Genomic DNA, 17,448 nt, shown 5'->3' with positions numbered 1-17,448 from the left:
ATAGGTTGGACCCATGGTTTCCAAGGGTCCGAAAGTGCTGGCCATCGTCCTCGCCGGAGGCGAAGGCAAACGTCTGATGCCGCTGACGCAGGATCGTGCGAAGCCGGCCGTCCCGTTCGGCGGCATCTACCGCCTCATCGACTTCGCGTTGTCGAACCTGGTGAACAGCGGTTACCTGAAGATCGTCGTCCTCACCCAGTACAAGTCGCACAGCCTCGACCGGCACGTCACGAAGACCTGGCGCATGTCCACGATGCTCGACAACTATGTCGCTCCCGTGCCCGCGCAGCAGCGCGTCGGCAAACATTGGTTCGCCGGCTCGGCCGACGCGATCTTCCAGAGCCTCAACCTGATTCATGACGAGCGGCCCGAGTACGTCGTGGTCGTCGGCGCCGACCACGTCTACCGTATGGACTTCAGCCAGATGCTCAGCCGGCATATCGAGTCCGGGGCGGCCGCTACCGTCGCCGCGATACGCCAGCCCATCTCGCTGGCGAACCAGTTCGGCGTCATCGACCTCGACCCGCAGACACCGGGCAAGGTGCGTGCGTTCCTGGAGAAGCCGTCCGACCCGGAGGGCCTGGCGGACAGCCCGGACGAAGTGCTCGCCTCGATGGGCAACTACATCTTCACCACCAGGGACCTCGTCGACGCAGTCACCGCCGACGCCCACAACGAGTCCAGCGATCACGACATGGGTGGCGACATCGTCCCTTGGTTCGTCGACCGCGGTGAGGCCTACGTCTACGACTTCAAGGACAATGAGGTGCCCGGCGCGACCGAGCGCGACTTCGGCTACTGGCGTGACGTCGGCACCATCGACTCCTACTACGAGTCGCACATGGACCTCACCTCGATCCACCCGATCTTCAACGTCTACAACTACGACTGGCCGATCCGCACGAGCCCAGGCAACTTCCCGCCGGCGAAGTTCACCACGGGCGCTTCGGACATCGCCGGCTACGCGGTGGGGTCGATCGTGTCGCAGGGGTGCATCGTCAGCGGATCGACGATCCGAAACTCGGTACTGTCCCCTAACGTCCGCACGCACAGCTTCTCCGAGGTCAGCGACTCGGTGGTCTTGAACAACGTTGAGATCGGCCGCAACTGCCGCATCCGGCGCGCGATCATCGACAAGGATGTCGTGGTGCCGGCGGGTACGAACATCGGCATCGATCATGCGCACGACCGCGACCGTGGGTTCACCGTCTCAGAGTCCGGCATCGTCGTCGTCGGCAAGGGGACGGTCATCCTCCCGTGACCGGGGCCGCTGTTCCGTCGGCTTCGGTCGACACCCTCCTGCTGACGGTTTCCGCAGTCGACCAGCCGGGCATTACCAACGCTCTGTTGCGCCAATTGCCCTCCGATGCACCGGTGTTGGACCTCGAGCAAGTCGTGGTGCGTGGCCGACTCACGCTGTGCGCCCTGCTCGGCAACGCCGAGAGCGTGTTGCACGCCAGGCCGCGACTGGACGCCTGGGCGCACGAACACGAACTCGACCTTCACCTCGTCGAGGGCCACGGCGACAACGCACCCCGGCGTCCTGGACGCGCGTACGTCGTCGTGCTCGGTGATCGGTTGTCGGTCAAGGCGGTCGGCGCGGTCACCGATCGCATCACTGCATCCGGCGCCAACATCGACCGCATCCGCCGGCTGGCACGCACGCCGGTCACGGCCATGGAATTCGATGCGTCCGGCGCCGATGTCGCCGAACTCAAGCGTGAACTCGCAATGGTTGCAGCGCAGTTCGGTATCGACATCGCTGTAGCCGCGGGCGGCTTGGCGCGCCGTGGACGCCGCCTGCTGGTGATGGATGTCGACAGCACGTTGATCCAGGACGAGGTGATCGAGTTGCTCGCCCGGCACGCCGGACGCGAACAGGAAGTTGCCGCCGTCACCGAACGGGCGATGCGCGGTGAGATCGACTTCACCGAGAGCCTGCACGCCCGGGTCGAGGCACTGGCCGGTCTGCCGGTGAGTGTGCTGGACGAGGTACGTGACCAGGTGCGCCTGACACCCGGCGCCCGCACGTTGGTGCGCACGGTCCGGCGTCTCGGATACACCGTGGGGGTCGTGTCCGGCGGTTTCATCGAGATCGTCGGGCCGCTGGCGGCTGAACTCGGCATCGACCACGCTCGCGCCAACGCCCTCGAAATCGAGGACGGCCGGCTGACCGGACGCGTTGCCGGGCCGGTGATCGATCGCGCCGAGAAAGCCCGCACCCTGCGCGAGTGGGCTGACCTCGCCGGACTCCCCCTCGAACGCACCGTCGCTGTCGGTGACGGCGCCAACGATCTCGACATGCTCGCGACCGCCGGCATCGGCATCGCCTTCAACGCCAAACCAGTCGTTCAGCAGCAAGCTGACACCACCGTCAACGTGCCCTACCTGGACTCAGTGCTGTTCCTGCTCGGCATTTCCCGCGACGATGTGGAGGAAGCAGACACCGTGGAAACCACCGCTGCCTACAATCCCCACCATGCGTAAACCAGGTTCTCGTTCCCTGCTCATCATCGGCGGCGCCGAGGACAAGGTCGGACGCGTCACGATCCTGCGTCGCTTCGTCCGGCTGGCCGGTGGACGCAAGGCGAAACTCGTCGTCATTCCCACCGCGTCGTCCGTGCCCGACGAGGTTGTCGAGGTCTACTCGACGGTCTTCAGCCGACTGGGCTGCGAGTCGATCGACGAGGTCAACCCGCGCAACCGGATCGCCAGTAACGACGAGGAACTCATCCGACGCGTCGACGAGTCCACCGGCATCTTCATCTCTGGGGGCAACCAGCTGAAGCTGAGCCAGTTGATCGTCGGGACGCCGCTCGGCGCCGCACTGTTGCGCGCTTATCAACGTGGGGCAGTGATCGCCGGCACGTCCGCGGGTGCGTCGATCATGAGCCAGTTCATGATCTCGATGGGCGAGGAAGGCGTGACCCCGCGGCAGCGGTCGTCGCAGCTCACCGCCGGGCTCGGCCTGCTGCCCGGCGTCATCGTCGACCAACACTTCGACCAGCGCGCCCGGTACGGACGCCTGCTGTCTCTGGTCGCCGGATCGCCGTCACTGCTGGGCATGGGCATCGACGAGGACACCGCCGCAGAGATCACCGACGAAACTGAGCTGACCGTCGTCGGCAGCGGCGCGGTGTTCGTGGTCGACGCCCGCAAGGCGATCACCGACGCCCACGAAGCACGGCGCGATGCACCGCTGCTGGTCACCGGCGCCGTTGTCCACACGTTGCCGTTCGGTGCCACCTTCGACCTGGAGACCGCCACGCTTGTCGACTTCGTCGAGAAGTACGCCGATGTCGCCGTCCAGTCCGGCCGCGACCAGCACGACACCGCCACGGCCGCAGCCGCGTTGCGGCACCACTGATCCCAGCACTGAACCAGCACTGAACCAGCACGGAAACAGCACGGAACCAGCACGGAACCAGCACGGGGCTACCGAGCCTGAACCGGAAGTGAGCACATGACCCAAACGCCTTCGCAGACCCCGACCGAACCCGCGGCCCCGGAGCTCACCATCCGTTCGACACGCGTGTACCGGGGTCCGAACGTGTGGTCGTACGAGCAGGCCATCCACTTGGTCGTCGACCTCGGCGTGTTGGAGCAGTACCCGACCAACCTGTTACCCGGTTTCACCGACCAGCTGGTCGAGTTGCTGCCGAACATCGAAGCCCACACGTGTTCCCGCGGCCAACGGGGCGGTTTCGTCGAGCGGCTGCGCGAGGGCACGTGGCTGGGCCATGTCGCCGAGCACATCGCCCTGCAACTGCAGCAGGAGGCCGGCCACGACATGCGGCGCGGCAAGACCCGAGCCGTACGCGACGAGGTGGGTGTCTACAACGTCATCTACGGCTTCATGGACGAGCGGGTGGGCCTGGCGGCGGGCGAACTCGCGGTGCGACTGGTCAACCATCTTGTGCAGCCCGAGGAAGGCTTCGACTTCACCACCGCCCTCGACGAGTTCCTGGTACGCGCCGGACGCACCGCGTTCGGGCCGTCCACCGGCGCCATCATCGAAGAGGCTGTCAGCCGCGACATTCCCTGGACCCGCCTGAACGAGCACTCGCTCGTCCAGCTGGGTCAGGGCGTGCACGCCCAGCGCATCCGCGCCACGATGACCTCGCAGACCTCCGCACTCGCTGTCGACATCGCCGGCGACAAGAACCTCACCACCAGGCTGCTCGCCTCTGCCGGGCTGCCGGTGCCCAAGGCGGAGACCGTGCGCACCGCCGATGGCGCCGTGTCCGCCGCTCGACGCGTGGGCTTCCCGGTGGTCGTCAAGCCGCTCGACGGCAACCACGGACGCGGCGTCGTCCTGAACCTCACCTCCGACGAGGAGGTGCGGGACGCATTCGTGATCGCGCAGGCGCAGTCGCGGCGCGGCGTCGTCCAGGTGGAGTCGTTCATCACCGGCAAGGACTACCGCTGCCTGATCATCGGCGGACGCATGGCGGCGATCGCCGAGCGCGTCCCCGCGCACGTTGTCGGCGACGGCGAGCACACCGTGCAAGAACTCGTCGACATCACCAACTCCGACCCGCGACGCGGTGTCGGTCACGAGAAGGTACTCACCCGGATCAAGGTGGACGACGCCGCGATCGAGCTCGTCCGCGAGCAGGGCTTCGGCATGGACGAGGTTCCGCCCGCGGACAAGATGGTGAAGCTGGCCCTGACCGGCAACATGTCGACCGGAGGCATCAGCGTCGACCGCACGTTCGACGCCCACCCCGACAACATCGAGATCGCCGAGGAAGCCGCCCGGATGATCGGGTTGGACGTCGCCGGCATCGACTTCATCTGCCCCGACATCACCGCCCCGGTGCGCGAGACCGGTGGGGCCATCTGCGAGGTGAACGCCGCTCCCGGCTTCCGGATGCACACGCACCCGACCGTCGGCGAACCACAGTTCATCGCCAAGCCGGTCGTCGACCTGCTTTTCCCGCCCGGTGCCCCGTCGCGTGTACCGATCGTCGCGGTCACCGGCACGAACGGCAAGACGACCACATCGCGCATGCTCGCCCACATCATGAAGGGCCTCGGCCGCAAGGTCGGGATGACCTCTACCGACGGCATCGTCATCGACGAGCGTCTGGTGATCAAGGCGGACGCGTCCGGGCCCCGTTCGGCTCGTATGGTGCTGCAGAACCCGCGCGTCGATTTCGCGATCATGGAGGTCGCCCGCGGGGGCATCCTGCGTGAAGGACTCGGCTACGACCGCAACGACATCGCGGTCGTGACCAACATCCAGGCCGACCACCTCGGCCTGCGCGGCGTCGATTCGCTCGAAGACCTCGCCGCGGTGAAATCCGTTGTGGTCGAGGCGGTTCCGCGCGATGGGTATGCCGTGCTCAACGCAGACGACCCGCTGGTGCGCAAGATGCGACGCCGCTGCAGCGGCACGATCGTGTGGTTCTCGATGGAGCCCCCCGGCTCCGAGGTGCGCGACTTCATCGACGAGCGTTGCCGGCGCGGTGCGCGCGCCGTCGTGCTCGAATCGTCCGAGCGCGGCGAGATGATCGTGCTGAAGCAGGGTCGCCGGTCGATGCCACTGGCGTGGACCCACCTGCTGCCGTCGACCTTCAACGGTGCGGCCCGCATGAACGTCGCCAACGCGCTGGCCGCCGCAGGTGCCGCGTTCGCCGCCGGCGCGCCGCTGCACGACATCCGCCAGGGGCTGCGCACCTTCGACACCTCTTACTACCTGTCCCCCGGACGTCTGAACCGCCTCGAGGTCAACAACGCCGAGGTGTTCGTCGACTACTGCCACAACCCGCCCGGCATGGAACGACTGGGCGAGTTCGTGGAAGCGTACGTCGGCCAGCGGCAGGGTTCGACCGACCACCGCATCTCGCGCATCGGCATGATCGGTGCTGCCGGCGACCGCCGCGACGAGGACGTCCGCGAATTGGCGCGGGTCGCTGCCGAGCACTTCGACGTGCTGATCATGCGCGAGGACGACAACCTGCGCCGGCGTCCCGCCGGTGAGGCTGCCGCGCTGTTGGTCGAGGGTGCTCGCGAAGCACAGGCCGGCGGTGCGCGCGTCCGACAGATCGAAACCGTGCTCGACGAACACGACGCGGTGCGTCATGCGGTGCTGCGCGCCAACCCTGGCGACGTGGTCGTGCTGTGCGTCGACCAGCACGCGAAGGTGCTGAACGAACTGGAGTCGTTCAGCCAGAAGGCGCAGGCCGGTTCACGCTTCAGCGACGAGCAGCCCGGCGACCCCGACCTCGACCCGCAGGAACTCGCGGCCGAGGCGGAGTCGGCGATGGCCAAGGACGACATCGAGGTCCGCGAAGCGATGGAGCGTCCGCAGAACTGACCTCGCGAATCCACTACTTGCGTGCGAACCCACTAGGTGTACTGGTGGGTTCGCACGCGATCAGTAGGTTCGCGGAGACCCGGGGGTCAGGAGATGTCGCCAGTGAAGCGGGTCAGCGAACGCCGGTAGCGGTCCACGTCCACGTCGGTGGAGTGCTGCAGCAGCATCAGCAGCACATCGTGCAGTGCTGCCGCGTCCAGACCGCGGTCGTGCATGGTCATCGCACGGAACGCGGCGATCGCCTCGTTGTCCGGCCATGCCGCGGCGAGCTCGTCGAGGATCTCCTGGGACTCCTCCAGCCTGCGCAGGTGACGCAGCGTGGACGCCTTCTGGATCAGTGCCCGCCGGCGGAAGGGCTCGCGAAGGCCCGCGTCCAGGGCGCGGTCGTAGGCCTCGAGCGCGGGCTCCTCCTCGCCGGCGCTGTCGAACGTGCCGGCGTACTCGTAAAGCACCCGCGCGTCGCCCGGGTAGTCGTCCCGCAGCCGGGTGCCGACGACTATCCGCTCCTGCGGGTCCTCGATCTCCCACAGCGCAGTGATGCGCGCCTCCGCCTCGTGCTCACCGCGCGCCCGAATCACCTTGTGTCGTACAGCTTCTGGCGTGTCTTCGGTGGCCCCCTGCTGCAGCAGCCAGTCGTGCAACTCCGCCCGGTCGGCGTGCGTCATCAGCGCCAACACATCACCGCCGTGCGCGTCGTCCAACAGCGCCTGCAGGCCGTCCATCTCGGTCGGTGAGCTCGAGATCGGCGTGACCCCGACGCGGTTGAGCCCTTCGATGAGCTTCGCCTCGAGGTCGTCCATCGAACGCTCGCGCAGGTACTTCTCCTTGTGCGCGATGTGGACGCGGTCTGCTTCCAGGCCCGCCATCTCGCCCAGGTTGCGCAGGATCTCGTCGGTGCGGTCGCCGCCCGTGCCGAGGCCCAGCAGCAACGACGAACCCGACTCGCACAGACCGCGGCCGACGCGCAGCAGCGCCTCGAGGCCGCCTTCGTTGTGCGCCATGTCGAGGATGACCGTGACGTCGCCGTCGTCGGTCGGCAACGAGTAGATGTTCATCCGGCCGGCGTTGTGAGCGGCGTCCGGCACGAAGGTGCGCAGCCCCTCGACAACTGATTCCCTGGGGAGTCCCGCCGCCAGCCCCGCGGCTGCCCCGGCGAGAGCGTTCGCGAGGTTGTGCTCGGACAGCCCGCACAAGGTCATCGGCACGTCGAGCACATCGATCAAGGGCTCCGGGCCGTGCCCCGGTTCGAGGACGACGATGTGTCCGTCGTCGACGGTGATTCCTCGTCCGTCGCTGTCGCGCGACTCCCGCAGCGACGGCGATTCGGGGTCGAGGGAGAAGCACCACACCGGTGCGCTCGCCCGGTTGCGCATCGCCCACACGCGCGGATCGTCGCCATTGAGCACCACCCAACCGGACGGCTTGGTGACGCGGGTGATGATCGCCTTCACCTCGGCGAGCTGGTCGACGGTGTCGATACCGTTCTGCCCCAGGTGATCTGCGCTGACGTTCGTAACGACGCTGACGTCGTTGTATGCGGTGCCGAGGCCCTTCAACAGCATCCCGCCGCGCGCGGTCTCGAGGACTGCGAAGTCGACGTCGTCGCGCAGGGCAGCCCTGGCGCCGGCTGGCCCGGAGTAGTCGCCGTGTTCGATCTGCTCGCCCTGCACCAGGACCCCGTCGGTGGAACTCCATCCGGTCGTGCGGCCGGCGGCCATCGCCAGGTGCGCGATGAGACGGGTTGTCGTGGTCTTTCCGTTGGTGCCGGTGATCGCGACGATCGGCACTTTCGGACGCAGCGGCTTGAGCCGGGCGCCCTGGTCGCCACCCCGGACAAGTGCTGCCGCCTGCGACAGCGTCGTGGTGACGTCAGCGCCGTCGAGCAGATCGGGCAATGCCCCGCCGAGGGCGTCGGCCAACAGTTGAGCCCGTCCACGGTGGCGCAAGGCGAACGCGACGACCAGGCAGTCGTCCCCCGTCTGGCGCACTCTCAGACCGAGGCGTGCGATACCCGCTTCGCGGGCTATCGACCGGACGATGCGCTCCACCAGGGACGCGACGTACTGGCGTCGTTCGACACTGCCAGGTTCGCCCGCCGACCGGCGGCGGATCGACAGCGCAGCACCCAACTGCTGCAACGATTCCCGCTCGGCAAGGTGATAGCCGGGCAGTTCGATCGAGATCTTTCCTGCCGGGCGGGGGAAGTACAGATTCGGCCCTTCCAGGACCCGCACCTCGGTGATCTCGACCGGTGAATTCATGCCGACCAGCCTAGGGCTCCGACCGTCGATCGTTGTCGTCGCGGGGGCTCACTGTCCCATCGCGTGCACGCCGCCGTCGACGTGGACGATCTCACCCGTGGTCGCTGGGAACCAGTCCGACATCAGCGCGACGCAGGCCTTCGCGGCCGGCTCGGGGTCGCGGACGTCCCAGCCGAGCGGTGCTCGCTCGTTCCAGGTGTTCTCGAAGGTCTCGAACCCCGGGATCGACTTGGCCGCGGTGGTGCGAATCGGACCCGCCGACACCAGGTTGCAGCGGATGTTCTTCGGGCCGAGGTCGCGAGCCAGGTACCGGTTGGTCGACTCGAACGCAGCCTTCGCCACGCCCATCCAGTCGTACACCGGCCAGGCGAACTTGGCGTCGAAGGTCAATCCGACCACCGAGCCGCCGTCGGTCATCATCGGCGCGGTCGCAGCGGCCAGAGCCTTCAGCGAGTACGCCGACACGTGGACGGCTGTGGCGACGTCGTCCCATTCCCCCTCCATGAAGTTGAAGGCGCCGGGGGTGCGAAACCGATCGAGTGCAGGACCGCGTCCAGCCCGTCGAGGTGTTCGCCGAGACGCTCGGTGAGCGAGTCGAGATGCTCCTTGTCGGTCACGTCGAGTTCGATCACCTGGGGCGTGGTGGGCAGGCGCTTCGCGATCGTCTGAGTGATCTTCATCATGCGCCCGAAGCTGGTGAGTACCACCGTCGCGCCCTCCTGCTGCGCCAGCTTGGCGACATGGAATGCGATCGAAGAGTCCATCAGGACACCGGTGATCAGCAGCTTCTTACCTTCGAGGATGCCCATTCTCGTTCTCTCTGTTGGTGATTCGTGTGTGGTGACGGCTGGGGTCAGTGACCCATGCCAAGGCCACCGTCGACCGGGATGACCGCACCGCTGATGTAACCGGCTTCGGGTGAAGCGATGAATCGCACGACCTCGGCGACCTCGTCCGGCTGGGCGAAGCGACCGGCGGGGATCGCGGCGAGGTACTGCTGCTGCTGCGCCTCGGGCAGGGACCGGGTCATGTCGGTGTCGATGAACCCAGGAGCGACGACATTGGCGGTGATGTTGCGCTTGCCGAGTTCGCGGGTGATCGATCGGGCCAGTCCGACGAGACCGGCCTTGCTGGACGCGTAGTTCGCCTGGCCCGGCGCTCCGTACAGGCCGACCACGCTGGAGATGAAGATCAACCGGCCGCGCTTGAGCTTGAGCATCCCCTTGCTCGCGCGCCGTGCGCATCGGAAGGCGCCGGCGAGGTTCGTGTCGAGCACCTGGTCGAACTCCTCGTCGGTCATCCGCATCAGCAAGGTGTCCTTGGTGATGCCGGCGTTGGCGACCACGATCTCGACCGGACCACCGAGCTTCTCCTCGGCCTCGCCGAACGCGGCGTCGACGCTTGCACTGTCGGTGACATCGGCCGCGATCGCAATCGCGCCCTCGGGCCCGGAACCGTCCCGCGAGGTGATCGCGACGTTGTCTCCGGCATCGAGGAAGGCCTGCGCGATGGCCGCGCCGATACCGCGGTTTCCACCGGTCACCAGGACATTGCGCGGGCTGGTGGTGGGCTCAGTCATTGACTCTCCTTGCATAGGGTGGATCGACCGTATCCACTACTTTTCGGTAAGCCCGAAACGAACCGTCCACAGCGGCCGCGAGCACCGGGCCGGCACAGGCGTACGGTGGAGTTCATGGCTCGGCGCACGCTTCCCCACGACGAGGTCCCCTCGGCAACCAATCTGCCCAAGCCCGTCAAGGACGACCGCGACACCCGTATCCGCAATTACCTGATCTCGATGAGCCTGCGCACGGTCTGCTTCGTGCTCGCGGTCGTGCTGTGGGGCCCGTTGCGGTGGGCGTCCGTGATCTGCATGGTGGGCGCGGTGCTGCTCCCCTACTTCGCGGTCGTGCTGGCCAACGCGACGAACAAGCGACGCATCGACGTGCTGGGTTCGGTGCGTCCGTCCGACCCGATCTCGCACCTGGACAAACCCAAGTGAGCGGGCAGCCCCTGCGCTGCAGCGCGAAGGGCTGTCCGGCGGACGCGGTGTGGGGCATCCGGTGGCGCAACCCCAAGATCCACGACGAGTCGCGACGCAAGACCTGGCTCGCCTGCGACGAGCATCGAGTGACGCTGACCGAGTTCCTCGCCCTACGTACGTTCCCGATGGACGTCGTCCCGGTGGCCGACCTCGACTGAGCAGCAGCCGTTCTCAGCCGCCGATGGCGGACATCGGGCGATCCGGTTGCTGGAAGTTCCGCGTGCCGATGCCGTGGCCGGGGGCCTTGCCCCACATGTTCAACCGGATCAGGTCGGTCAACTCCTCGTCCGAGGCGCCCGCACGCATCGGACCGCGAAGGTCGTTCTCATCACGGGCGAACAAACAGTTGCGCACTTGTCCGTCGGCGGTGAGCCGGACGCGGTCACACGCGCCGCAGAACGGCGCGGTCACACTGGCGATGACACCGACGGTGGCGGGTCCGCCGTTGACGTAGAAGCGCTCGGCGGGAGCAGATCCGCGCTGCTCCACCGGGCTCAGCCGGAATCGCGCGCCGAGGGCGTCCAGCAGGTCCTGGCGGCTCATCATCGTGGAGCGATCCCAGGAGTGCTGTGCATCCAGCGGCATCTGCTCGATGAACCGCAACTCATACCCGCGGTCGAGGCACCAGGCGAGCAGATCGGACGGGTCCTCGCCCGGCATCGCGACGGCGTTCACCTTGACCGGTGTCAGTCCGGCATCGGCGGCAGCCTTCAGACCCCGCTCGACGTCGGCGAAGCGGTCACGCCGGGTGAGCTCGATGAACCGCTGCGAGGAGACGGTGTCCAGCGACACGTTGATCCGGTCCAGGCCGGCGTCGGCCAGGGGTTGCGCCAAGCGATCGAGACCGATCCCGTTGGTGGTCAACGCCATTCGCGGACGGTTGGGCAATTCGCACACTCGTCGCACAACATCGATCAGCGAACGGCGCAGCAGCGGTTCGCCGCCGGTGAACCGCACCTGGTCGATGCCGAGGGCCACGAACAATCGGATCAACCGGACCATCTCGTCGTCGTCCAGCATCTCCGGTTTCGCCATCCACGGCAGTCCCTCGGCCGGCATGCAATAGGTGCATCGAAGATTGCACCGATCGGTCACCGAGACCCGCAGATCCGAGGCGACACGACCGAACGTGTCGACGAGCGGGCCGGCGGTGGGAACAGACATGCTCTCCATGCTAAGCCGCCGAGCGGTAGGCGTCATGGGACGTTCGTCCCGTAGAAGGTCGCCCCGCCTGAACCACGGGCGAAAATCAGCGCCGGTCAGGGGGCGAGTACGGTGACGGGGTGCTTCGCCAGTTGATGACCCGCCGCTGGCTGGGTTGGTTGGCTGCGGCACTCGTCGTCGCCCTTGCCTGCACTCTGCTCGGGCGCTGGCAGTTCGGCCGGTACGAGGATCGGATCGCCACCGAGCGACACCTCGAGGCCAACTACAACGGCGAACCGGCCGACATCCGGCAGGCCCACCCCGATCCTGCGGTCGCCCCGACGGCCGATCAGCAATGGCGTCAGGTGCGGATGACCGGCGACTACCTCGACCCGGATCGCGTGCTGGTGCGCAACCGTCCGCTGAACAAGAACTATGGGTTCGAGGTACTGGTGCCGTTCCGCACGACGCGCGGTGAGGTCGTTTTCGTCGACCGCGGCTGGATACCCAACGGTCGTACCGCAGCGGGCCCCGACTCCGTTCCGGCGACGCCGACGGGGCGGGTCGAGGTGATCGGGTGGTTGCGATCCGGCGAGCCGAATCTCGAGCGTGCCGGCGTTCAGGGTCAGGCCGCGTCCATCAACATCGCGCAGTTGCGTCAGTTGACCGGTCAGGCCGGCGCCGCCGACGGCTACGTCCTGATGCGTTCCGAATCCGGCCCCGGGGTCCCCCAGGCTCGCCCGCAAGCGCTGCCCAAGCCTGATCCGGGCGGCTCGGCGTGGATCAATTTCTCCTACGCCTTCCAGTGGTGGCTGGCGGCCGCCGGTGTCATCGCCTTCGTGCTGCTGCGCGCCCGCCGGGAGCATCTCGACGCAACCGGACGGGCTGAACCTCCGAAACCGACCAAGCAGCGGATCTGGGACGAGGAAGACGACTGATCCACCAACCTGGTTTCGGCCGTCTGCGCTCAGGCCTGATCGACCTGAGCGGTGTCGTCGGAGAACTGCGTGCGATACAGGTCGGCGTACAGGCCACCGGCGGCGAGCAGTTCCTGGTGCTTGCCGCGCTGCACGACTCGACCGCTGTCGATCACCAGGATCTGGTCGGCATTGCGCACCGTCGACAGGCGGTGGGCGATGACGACCGCGGTGCGTCCGGCGAGGGCGTTGTCGAGGGCTCGCTGCACGAGCACCTCGCTCTCGCTGTCGAGGTGCGCGGTCGCCTCGTCCAGGATCACGACGGACGGCGCCTTGAGCAGCAGCCGGGCGATCGCCAGGCGTTGCTTCTCCCCACCTGACAACCGGTGGCCGCGGTCACCGACCACCGTCTCCAGACCGTGCGGCAACCGCTCGATCAGCCCCCACACGTTCGCGGCGCGCAGGGCGTCCTGGAGTTGTGCGTCGGTCGCGTCGGGCTTGGCGTACAGCAGGTTGCCGCGGATCGAGTCGTGGAACATGTGCGCTTCCTGGGTGACCACACCTACGCGGTCGCGCAGCGACTCGAAGCTGACATCGCGCAGGTCCTCGCCGCCGACGCGGACGGTGCCGCTGGTCGGGTCGTACAGGCGAGCGACCATGCCGGTGATCGTCGTCTTGCCGGCGCCGGAAGGACCGACGAGCGCGACGACTTCTCCGGCCTTGGCGTACAGTGAAATGTCTTGCAGCACAGCCGAACCGCCGCCCTTGTCGGCACTTTGCATCTCCAGCGACTCCAGCGACACCTTGTCGGACGTCGGGTAGGCGAAGGTCACGTCCTGCAGTTCGACGTCGAGCGCGCCGGACGGCAGTTCTCGGGGGTTCTCGGCTTCTTCGACCAGGGGCTTCAAATCGAGGATCTCGAAGACCCGCTCGAAGGAGACCAGCGCCGTCATCACGTCGACGCGGACGTTCGACAATGCGGTGAGCGGTGTATACAGGCGTCCGAGCAGCGCGGCCAGAGCGAGCAAGGTGCCGATCGTGAGGGCACCCTCGACGGCCATGACACCACCGATGCCGTAAACCATCGCGGTGGCCAACGACGCCAGCAAGGTGAGGCCGATGAGCAGGATGGCGCGCTGGACGGCGATGCTCACGCCGATGTCGCGCACCTTCGCCGCGCGTTCCGCGTACTCCTCGTCCTCCGTGGCCGGGCGGCCGAACAGCTTGACCAGCAATGCGCCGGCGACGTTGAAGCGCTCGGTCATCCGAGCACCGAGATCGGCGTTCTCGGCCATCTGCGAGCGGGTGAGTCCCGCCAACCGGCGACCCATGATGCGGGTCGGGATGAGGAAGAAGGGCACGAGCACAAGGGCACCGAGCGTGAGCTGCCAGGACAGCAGCGCCATCGCGATGATGATGACGACGAGACTGACGGCGTTCGAGACCACATTCGACATCACGGACGTGAACGCCTGCTGGGCGCCGATGACGTCGGAGTTCAGTCGGGTGACCAGCGCACCGGTCTGGGCGCGGGTGAAGAACGCGATCGGCTGACGCAGCACGTGCCCGAACACCTCACGGCGCAGGTCGTAGATCAGTCCCTCGCCGAGCCCGGCCGACAACCAGCGTTGGACGATCCCGAGCGCGGCGTCCAGGACCGCCACCACGGCGGCCGCGACCGCCAGCCAAACGATCAGCTCCTTGTCCTGCGGCACCACGCCCTTGTCGATGATCTCCTTGAGGATCAACGGCGTTGCGATCACCAGCAAGGCGTCGAGCACCACAAGGACGAGGAACACCGCGATCCGTCGCTTGTACGGAGTCGCGTACGACAGCACCCGCTGCGTGGTGCCCTTCTTGAGCTTGTTGCCCTTCACCGACGAGTCCTTCGTCAGCGACTGCATGACCTGCCAGTTTCCGGTCACCGTGAGCCTCTCTCGATCGCCACTTGCGCCAACCCGATCGGTCGGCGTTCTATGCCCGGGGTCAGGCGAGAGTGACCAGGTCGAGGTAGTCCGGACCCCAGTGGTCCTCCACCCCGTCCGGCAACAGCAGGACCCGCTCGGGTTGCAGCGCGTCCACGGCTCCCTCGTCGTGCGTCACCAGGACGACGGCGCCCTCGTAGCCGTTCAGCGCACCGAGGATCTCCGCTCGGGATGCCGGATCGAGGTTGTTGGTCGGTTCGTCGAGCAGCAGCACGTTCGCCGCGGAGACGACCAGCATCGCCAGCGACAGACGCGTCTTCTCCCCGCCGGACAGCACTCCGGCCGGTTTGTCGACGTCGTCGCCGCTGAACAGGAACGAACCCAACACCTTGCGCACCTCGGTCTCGCCGAGGTCCGGCGCTGCCGACTTCATGTTGGCCAGCACACTGCGCTCGACGTCGAGGTTCTCGTGCTCCTGCGCGTAGTAACCGAGCTTGAGTCCGTGGCCCGGCTGCACCTCACCGGTGTCGGGCGTGTCCACACCGGCCAGCAGACGCAGCAAGGTCGTCTTGCCGGCACCGTTCAGACCGAGGACGACGACCTTGCTCCCCCGGTCGATCGCCAGGTCGACATCGGTGAAGATCTCCAGGGATCCGTACGACCTCGACAGTCCTTCGGCCCGCAGCGGCGTCCTGCCACAGGCGGCCGGGGTCGGGAAGCGCAGCTTGGCGACCTTGTCGTGCTGACGCTCGCCCTCGACACTGGCCAACAGCCGTTCGGCGCGTCGCGCCATGTTCTGCGCAGCGGTCGCCTTCGTGGCCTTTGCGCGCATCTTGTCGGCCTGGGTCAGCAACGCAGCCGCCTTCTTCTGCGCGTTCTGCAGCTCGCGCTTGCGGCGCTTCTCGTCGGTCTCGCGCTGCTGCAGATAGGGCTTCCAGCCGACGTTGTAGATGTCGAGCTCGGCCCGGTTGGCGTCCAGATGGAAGACGCGGGTGACGACGGTGTCGAGCATCTCCACGTCGTGGCTGATGATGATCAGGCCGCCCCGGTACGCCTTCAGGTAGTCGCGCAGCCAGATGATCGAGTCGGCGTCCAAGTGGTTGGTCGGCTCGTCGAGCAGCAGGGTCTGCGCACCGCTGAACAGGATGCGGGAGAGTTCCACGCGGCGACGCTGACCTCCCGAGAGCGTCTTCAACGGCTGGTCCAGTACCCGCTCCGGCAGGCTGAGGCTGGAGGCGATGGACGCCGCTTCGGACTCGGCGGCGTACCCGCCCTGCGCGGTGAACTCGGCGTCCAGCCGGGAGTAACGACGCATCGCCTTCTCGCGCAACTCCTCGTCCTCGTCCGCCATACCTGCCTCGGCCTTGCGCAGGTCGCGGATGATCGAATCGAGGCCACGCGCCGAAAGGATGCGGTCCCGGGCCAGGATCTCCAGGTCGCCGGTGCGCGGGTCCTGCGGCAGGTAGCCCACCTCGCCGGAACTCGTGACCGTGCCGGCGGCCGGAATGCCTTGTCCGGCAAGGACTTTGGTGAGCGTCGTCTTGCCGGCACCGTTGCGTCCGACCAGGCCCACCCGGTCTCCGGGAGCGACGCGGAAGGTGGCATTCTCCACCAGGAGGCGGGAGCCGGCGCGCAGCTCGATGCCTTGAGCGGTGATCATCTTCAGAAGTCCTTCGGACAGATCGCGGGTGCACTGCGGATCGACCGCGGCAACTGGATGGCGCGCATGCGACGAGTGGCGCGCGCGACTGGATAGTCTACGCAGGCAGTAGAGCGGCGACCTGACCAGGGCGCCGACGGACACGGAGGTCCCAAGTGACGTTCAACGACAATGCCCAGCTCGACACCTCACAGGTGGAGGGTGGCGGCGGTATGGCGCCCGGTGGCATCGCCGTCGGCGGTGTCGGCGGTCTCATCCTGATGGTCATCATGGTCCTGCTGAACGGCCTCGGTGGAGGCGGCGGTGGCGGGACCGGTGGTGGAGGTGCCAACCCGTGGGACATGGGCACCCAGAACGTCGCCGGCAGCAACAGCTCGGTCGACCAGTCGATCTCCCAGTGCAAGACCGGCGCAGACGCCAACCGCGACGACACCTGCCGCGTGATCGGCACGGTCAACAGTGCCCAGGACTTCTGGACCAACTACCTGCCCCAGTACGGCAAGCAGTACGAGCCCGCGAAGACCGTCCTGTACAGCGGCTCCACCCAGACCGCGTGCGGTACCGGTAGCTCGGCGATGGGCCCGTTCTACTGCCCGCTGGACCAGAAGGTCTACATCGACGTCTCCTTCTTCCAGGAGCTGTCGAGCAAGTACGGCGCCGACGGCGGCAACCTCGCGCAGATGTACGTCGTCGCGCACGAGTACGGCCACCACGTGCAGAACCTGCTCGGCATCCTCGGCCGCTCGCAGCAGGACCCGAAGGGTCCGAACTCCGCCGCGGTTCGCACCGAACTGCAGGCCGACTGCTACGGCGGGCTGTGGGTGCACCACGCGGCCAACACCAAGGACGCGAACGGCAACACGCTCCTGCAGAAGCCGACCGAGCAGGACATCAAGTCCGCGCTGTCAGCTGCCGCAGCTGTCGGTGACGACCGGATCCAGGAGAAGTCCCAGGGGCGTGTGACCCCGGAGAACTGGACCCACGGCTCCGCAGCCGCTCGCCAGAAGTGGTTCATGGTCGGGTACGAAAGCGGAGACATCCGCCAGTGCGACACTTTCGCGCCGGCCACTGTGGAGTAGTCCTAGCACCACCTAACAACGAGTGGGGTCCGGCCGATCGGTCGGACCCCACTCGTTGTTGGGTGGCATCCCCGAAGCTACGGGTGGGTCCAGCCAC

The 17,448-nt window shown here is 67.1% G+C and carries 13 protein-coding genes and 1 pseudogene; 8 read left to right on the top strand and 6 right to left on the bottom strand.

Translation table 11 applies throughout. The annotated features are described in order from the left end of the window. Nucleotides 1–13 precede the first annotated feature (13 nt). The 4 genes from glgC (at nt 14) to cphA (ending at nt 6,322) form a co-directional block, all read left to right on the top strand. The gene (gene glgC, locus MF407_RS06750; protein WP_129625140.1) at nt 14–1,261 is read left to right on the top strand and encodes a glucose-1-phosphate adenylyltransferase; all 1,248 of its coding nucleotides are present in this window, start codon (nt 14–16) and stop codon (nt 1,259–1,261) included. Next, nucleotides 1,258–2,487: a phosphoserine phosphatase SerB gene (gene serB / locus MF407_RS06745; RefSeq protein WP_129625139.1), complete on the top strand. Its 1,230-nt coding sequence runs from the start codon at nt 1,258–1,260 to the stop codon at nt 2,485–2,487. Before glgC ends, serB begins: the two co-directional genes overlap by 4 nt. Continuing rightward, nucleotides 2,480–3,367 (top strand): cyanophycinase, encoded by an 888-nt coding sequence (locus tag MF407_RS06740; protein ID WP_129625138.1) that lies wholly within the window; start codon nt 2,480–2,482, stop codon nt 3,365–3,367. Before serB ends, MF407_RS06740 begins: the two co-directional genes overlap by 8 nt. A 96-nt stretch (nt 3,368–3,463) precedes the next feature. Further along, nucleotides 3,464–6,322: a cyanophycin synthetase gene (cphA, locus tag MF407_RS06735; RefSeq protein WP_129625137.1), complete on the top strand. Its 2,859-nt coding sequence runs from the start codon at nt 3,464–3,466 to the stop codon at nt 6,320–6,322. An 86-nt stretch (nt 6,323–6,408) separates the two neighbouring features. On the opposite strand, the gene MF407_RS06730 is transcribed toward cphA, so the two are convergent. From MF407_RS06730 to fabG, 3 genes and pseudogenes are all read right to left on the bottom strand, one after another. Beyond that, nucleotides 6,409–8,583 carry a tetratricopeptide repeat protein gene (locus MF407_RS06730; RefSeq protein WP_239701826.1) on the bottom strand — a complete coding sequence of 725 codons (2,175 nt, stop codon included), beginning with the start codon at nt 8,581–8,583 and terminating at the stop codon, nt 6,409–6,411. Between the two features lie 48 nt (nt 8,584–8,631). Then, a pseudogene (fabI, locus tag MF407_RS06725) lies at nt 8,632–9,392 on the bottom strand (enoyl-ACP reductase FabI). Between the two features lie 44 nt (nt 9,393–9,436). Further along, entirely contained in the window at nt 9,437–10,162 is a 726-nt protein-coding gene (gene fabG, locus MF407_RS06720; protein WP_239701825.1) for a 3-oxoacyl-ACP reductase FabG, read from the bottom strand. A 114-nt stretch (nt 10,163–10,276) separates the two neighbouring features. Here fabG and MF407_RS06715 point away from each other — a divergent pair, with 114 nt between their 5' ends. Together MF407_RS06715 and MF407_RS06710 are read left to right on the top strand one after the other, a co-directional pair. Beyond that, complete coding sequence (locus MF407_RS06715) at nt 10,277–10,585, top strand: DUF3099 domain-containing protein (protein ID WP_129625133.1); 309 nt, start codon at nt 10,277–10,279, stop codon at nt 10,583–10,585. Continuing rightward, entirely contained in the window at nt 10,582–10,785 is a 204-nt protein-coding gene (locus MF407_RS06710; protein WP_239701824.1) for a hypothetical protein, read from the top strand. Before MF407_RS06715 ends, MF407_RS06710 begins: the two co-directional genes overlap by 4 nt. A gap of 13 nt (nt 10,786–10,798) precedes the next feature. Here the strand turns inward: MF407_RS06710 and moaA are convergent, their stop codons facing one another. Beyond that, on the bottom strand, nt 10,799–11,800 hold the full coding sequence (gene moaA / locus MF407_RS06705; RefSeq protein ID WP_239701823.1) for a GTP 3',8-cyclase MoaA: 1,002 nt from the start codon (nt 11,798–11,800) through the stop codon (nt 10,799–10,801). A gap of 110 nt (nt 11,801–11,910) precedes the next feature. Here moaA and MF407_RS06700 point away from each other — a divergent pair, with 110 nt between their 5' ends. Beyond that, a complete protein-coding gene (locus MF407_RS06700) occupies nt 11,911–12,708 on the top strand; it encodes an SURF1 family protein (RefSeq protein WP_239701822.1) in 798 nt (265 codons plus the stop codon). 29 nt (nt 12,709–12,737) lie between these two features. Here the strand turns inward: MF407_RS06700 and MF407_RS06695 are convergent, their stop codons facing one another. Together MF407_RS06695 and abc-f are read right to left on the bottom strand one after the other, a co-directional pair. Then, nucleotides 12,738–14,591 carry an ABC transporter ATP-binding protein gene (locus MF407_RS06695; protein ID WP_129625129.1) on the bottom strand — a complete coding sequence of 618 codons (1,854 nt, stop codon included), beginning with the start codon at nt 14,589–14,591 and terminating at the stop codon, nt 12,738–12,740. A gap of 82 nt (nt 14,592–14,673) precedes the next feature. Next, entirely contained in the window at nt 14,674–16,272 is a 1,599-nt protein-coding gene (gene abc-f / locus MF407_RS06690; RefSeq protein ID WP_239701821.1) for a ribosomal protection-like ABC-F family protein, read from the bottom strand. Nucleotides 16,273–16,427: 155 nt separating this feature from the next. Between abc-f and MF407_RS06685 the strand changes: the two genes are divergently transcribed. Beyond that, nucleotides 16,428–17,351, top strand: a complete 924-nt coding sequence (locus tag MF407_RS06685; protein WP_239701820.1) for a neutral zinc metallopeptidase — start codon at nt 16,428–16,430, stop codon at nt 17,349–17,351. The last annotated feature ends 97 nt before the right edge of the window (nt 17,352–17,448 follow it).

The organism is Yimella sp. NH-Cas1, from assembly GCF_022359705.1.
GTDB lineage: Bacteria > Actinomycetota > Actinomycetes > Actinomycetales > Dermatophilaceae > Yimella > Yimella lutea.
The sequence above is the reverse complement of the archived record's forward strand: the minus strand, read 5'-3'. Positions and strand labels throughout refer to the sequence as shown.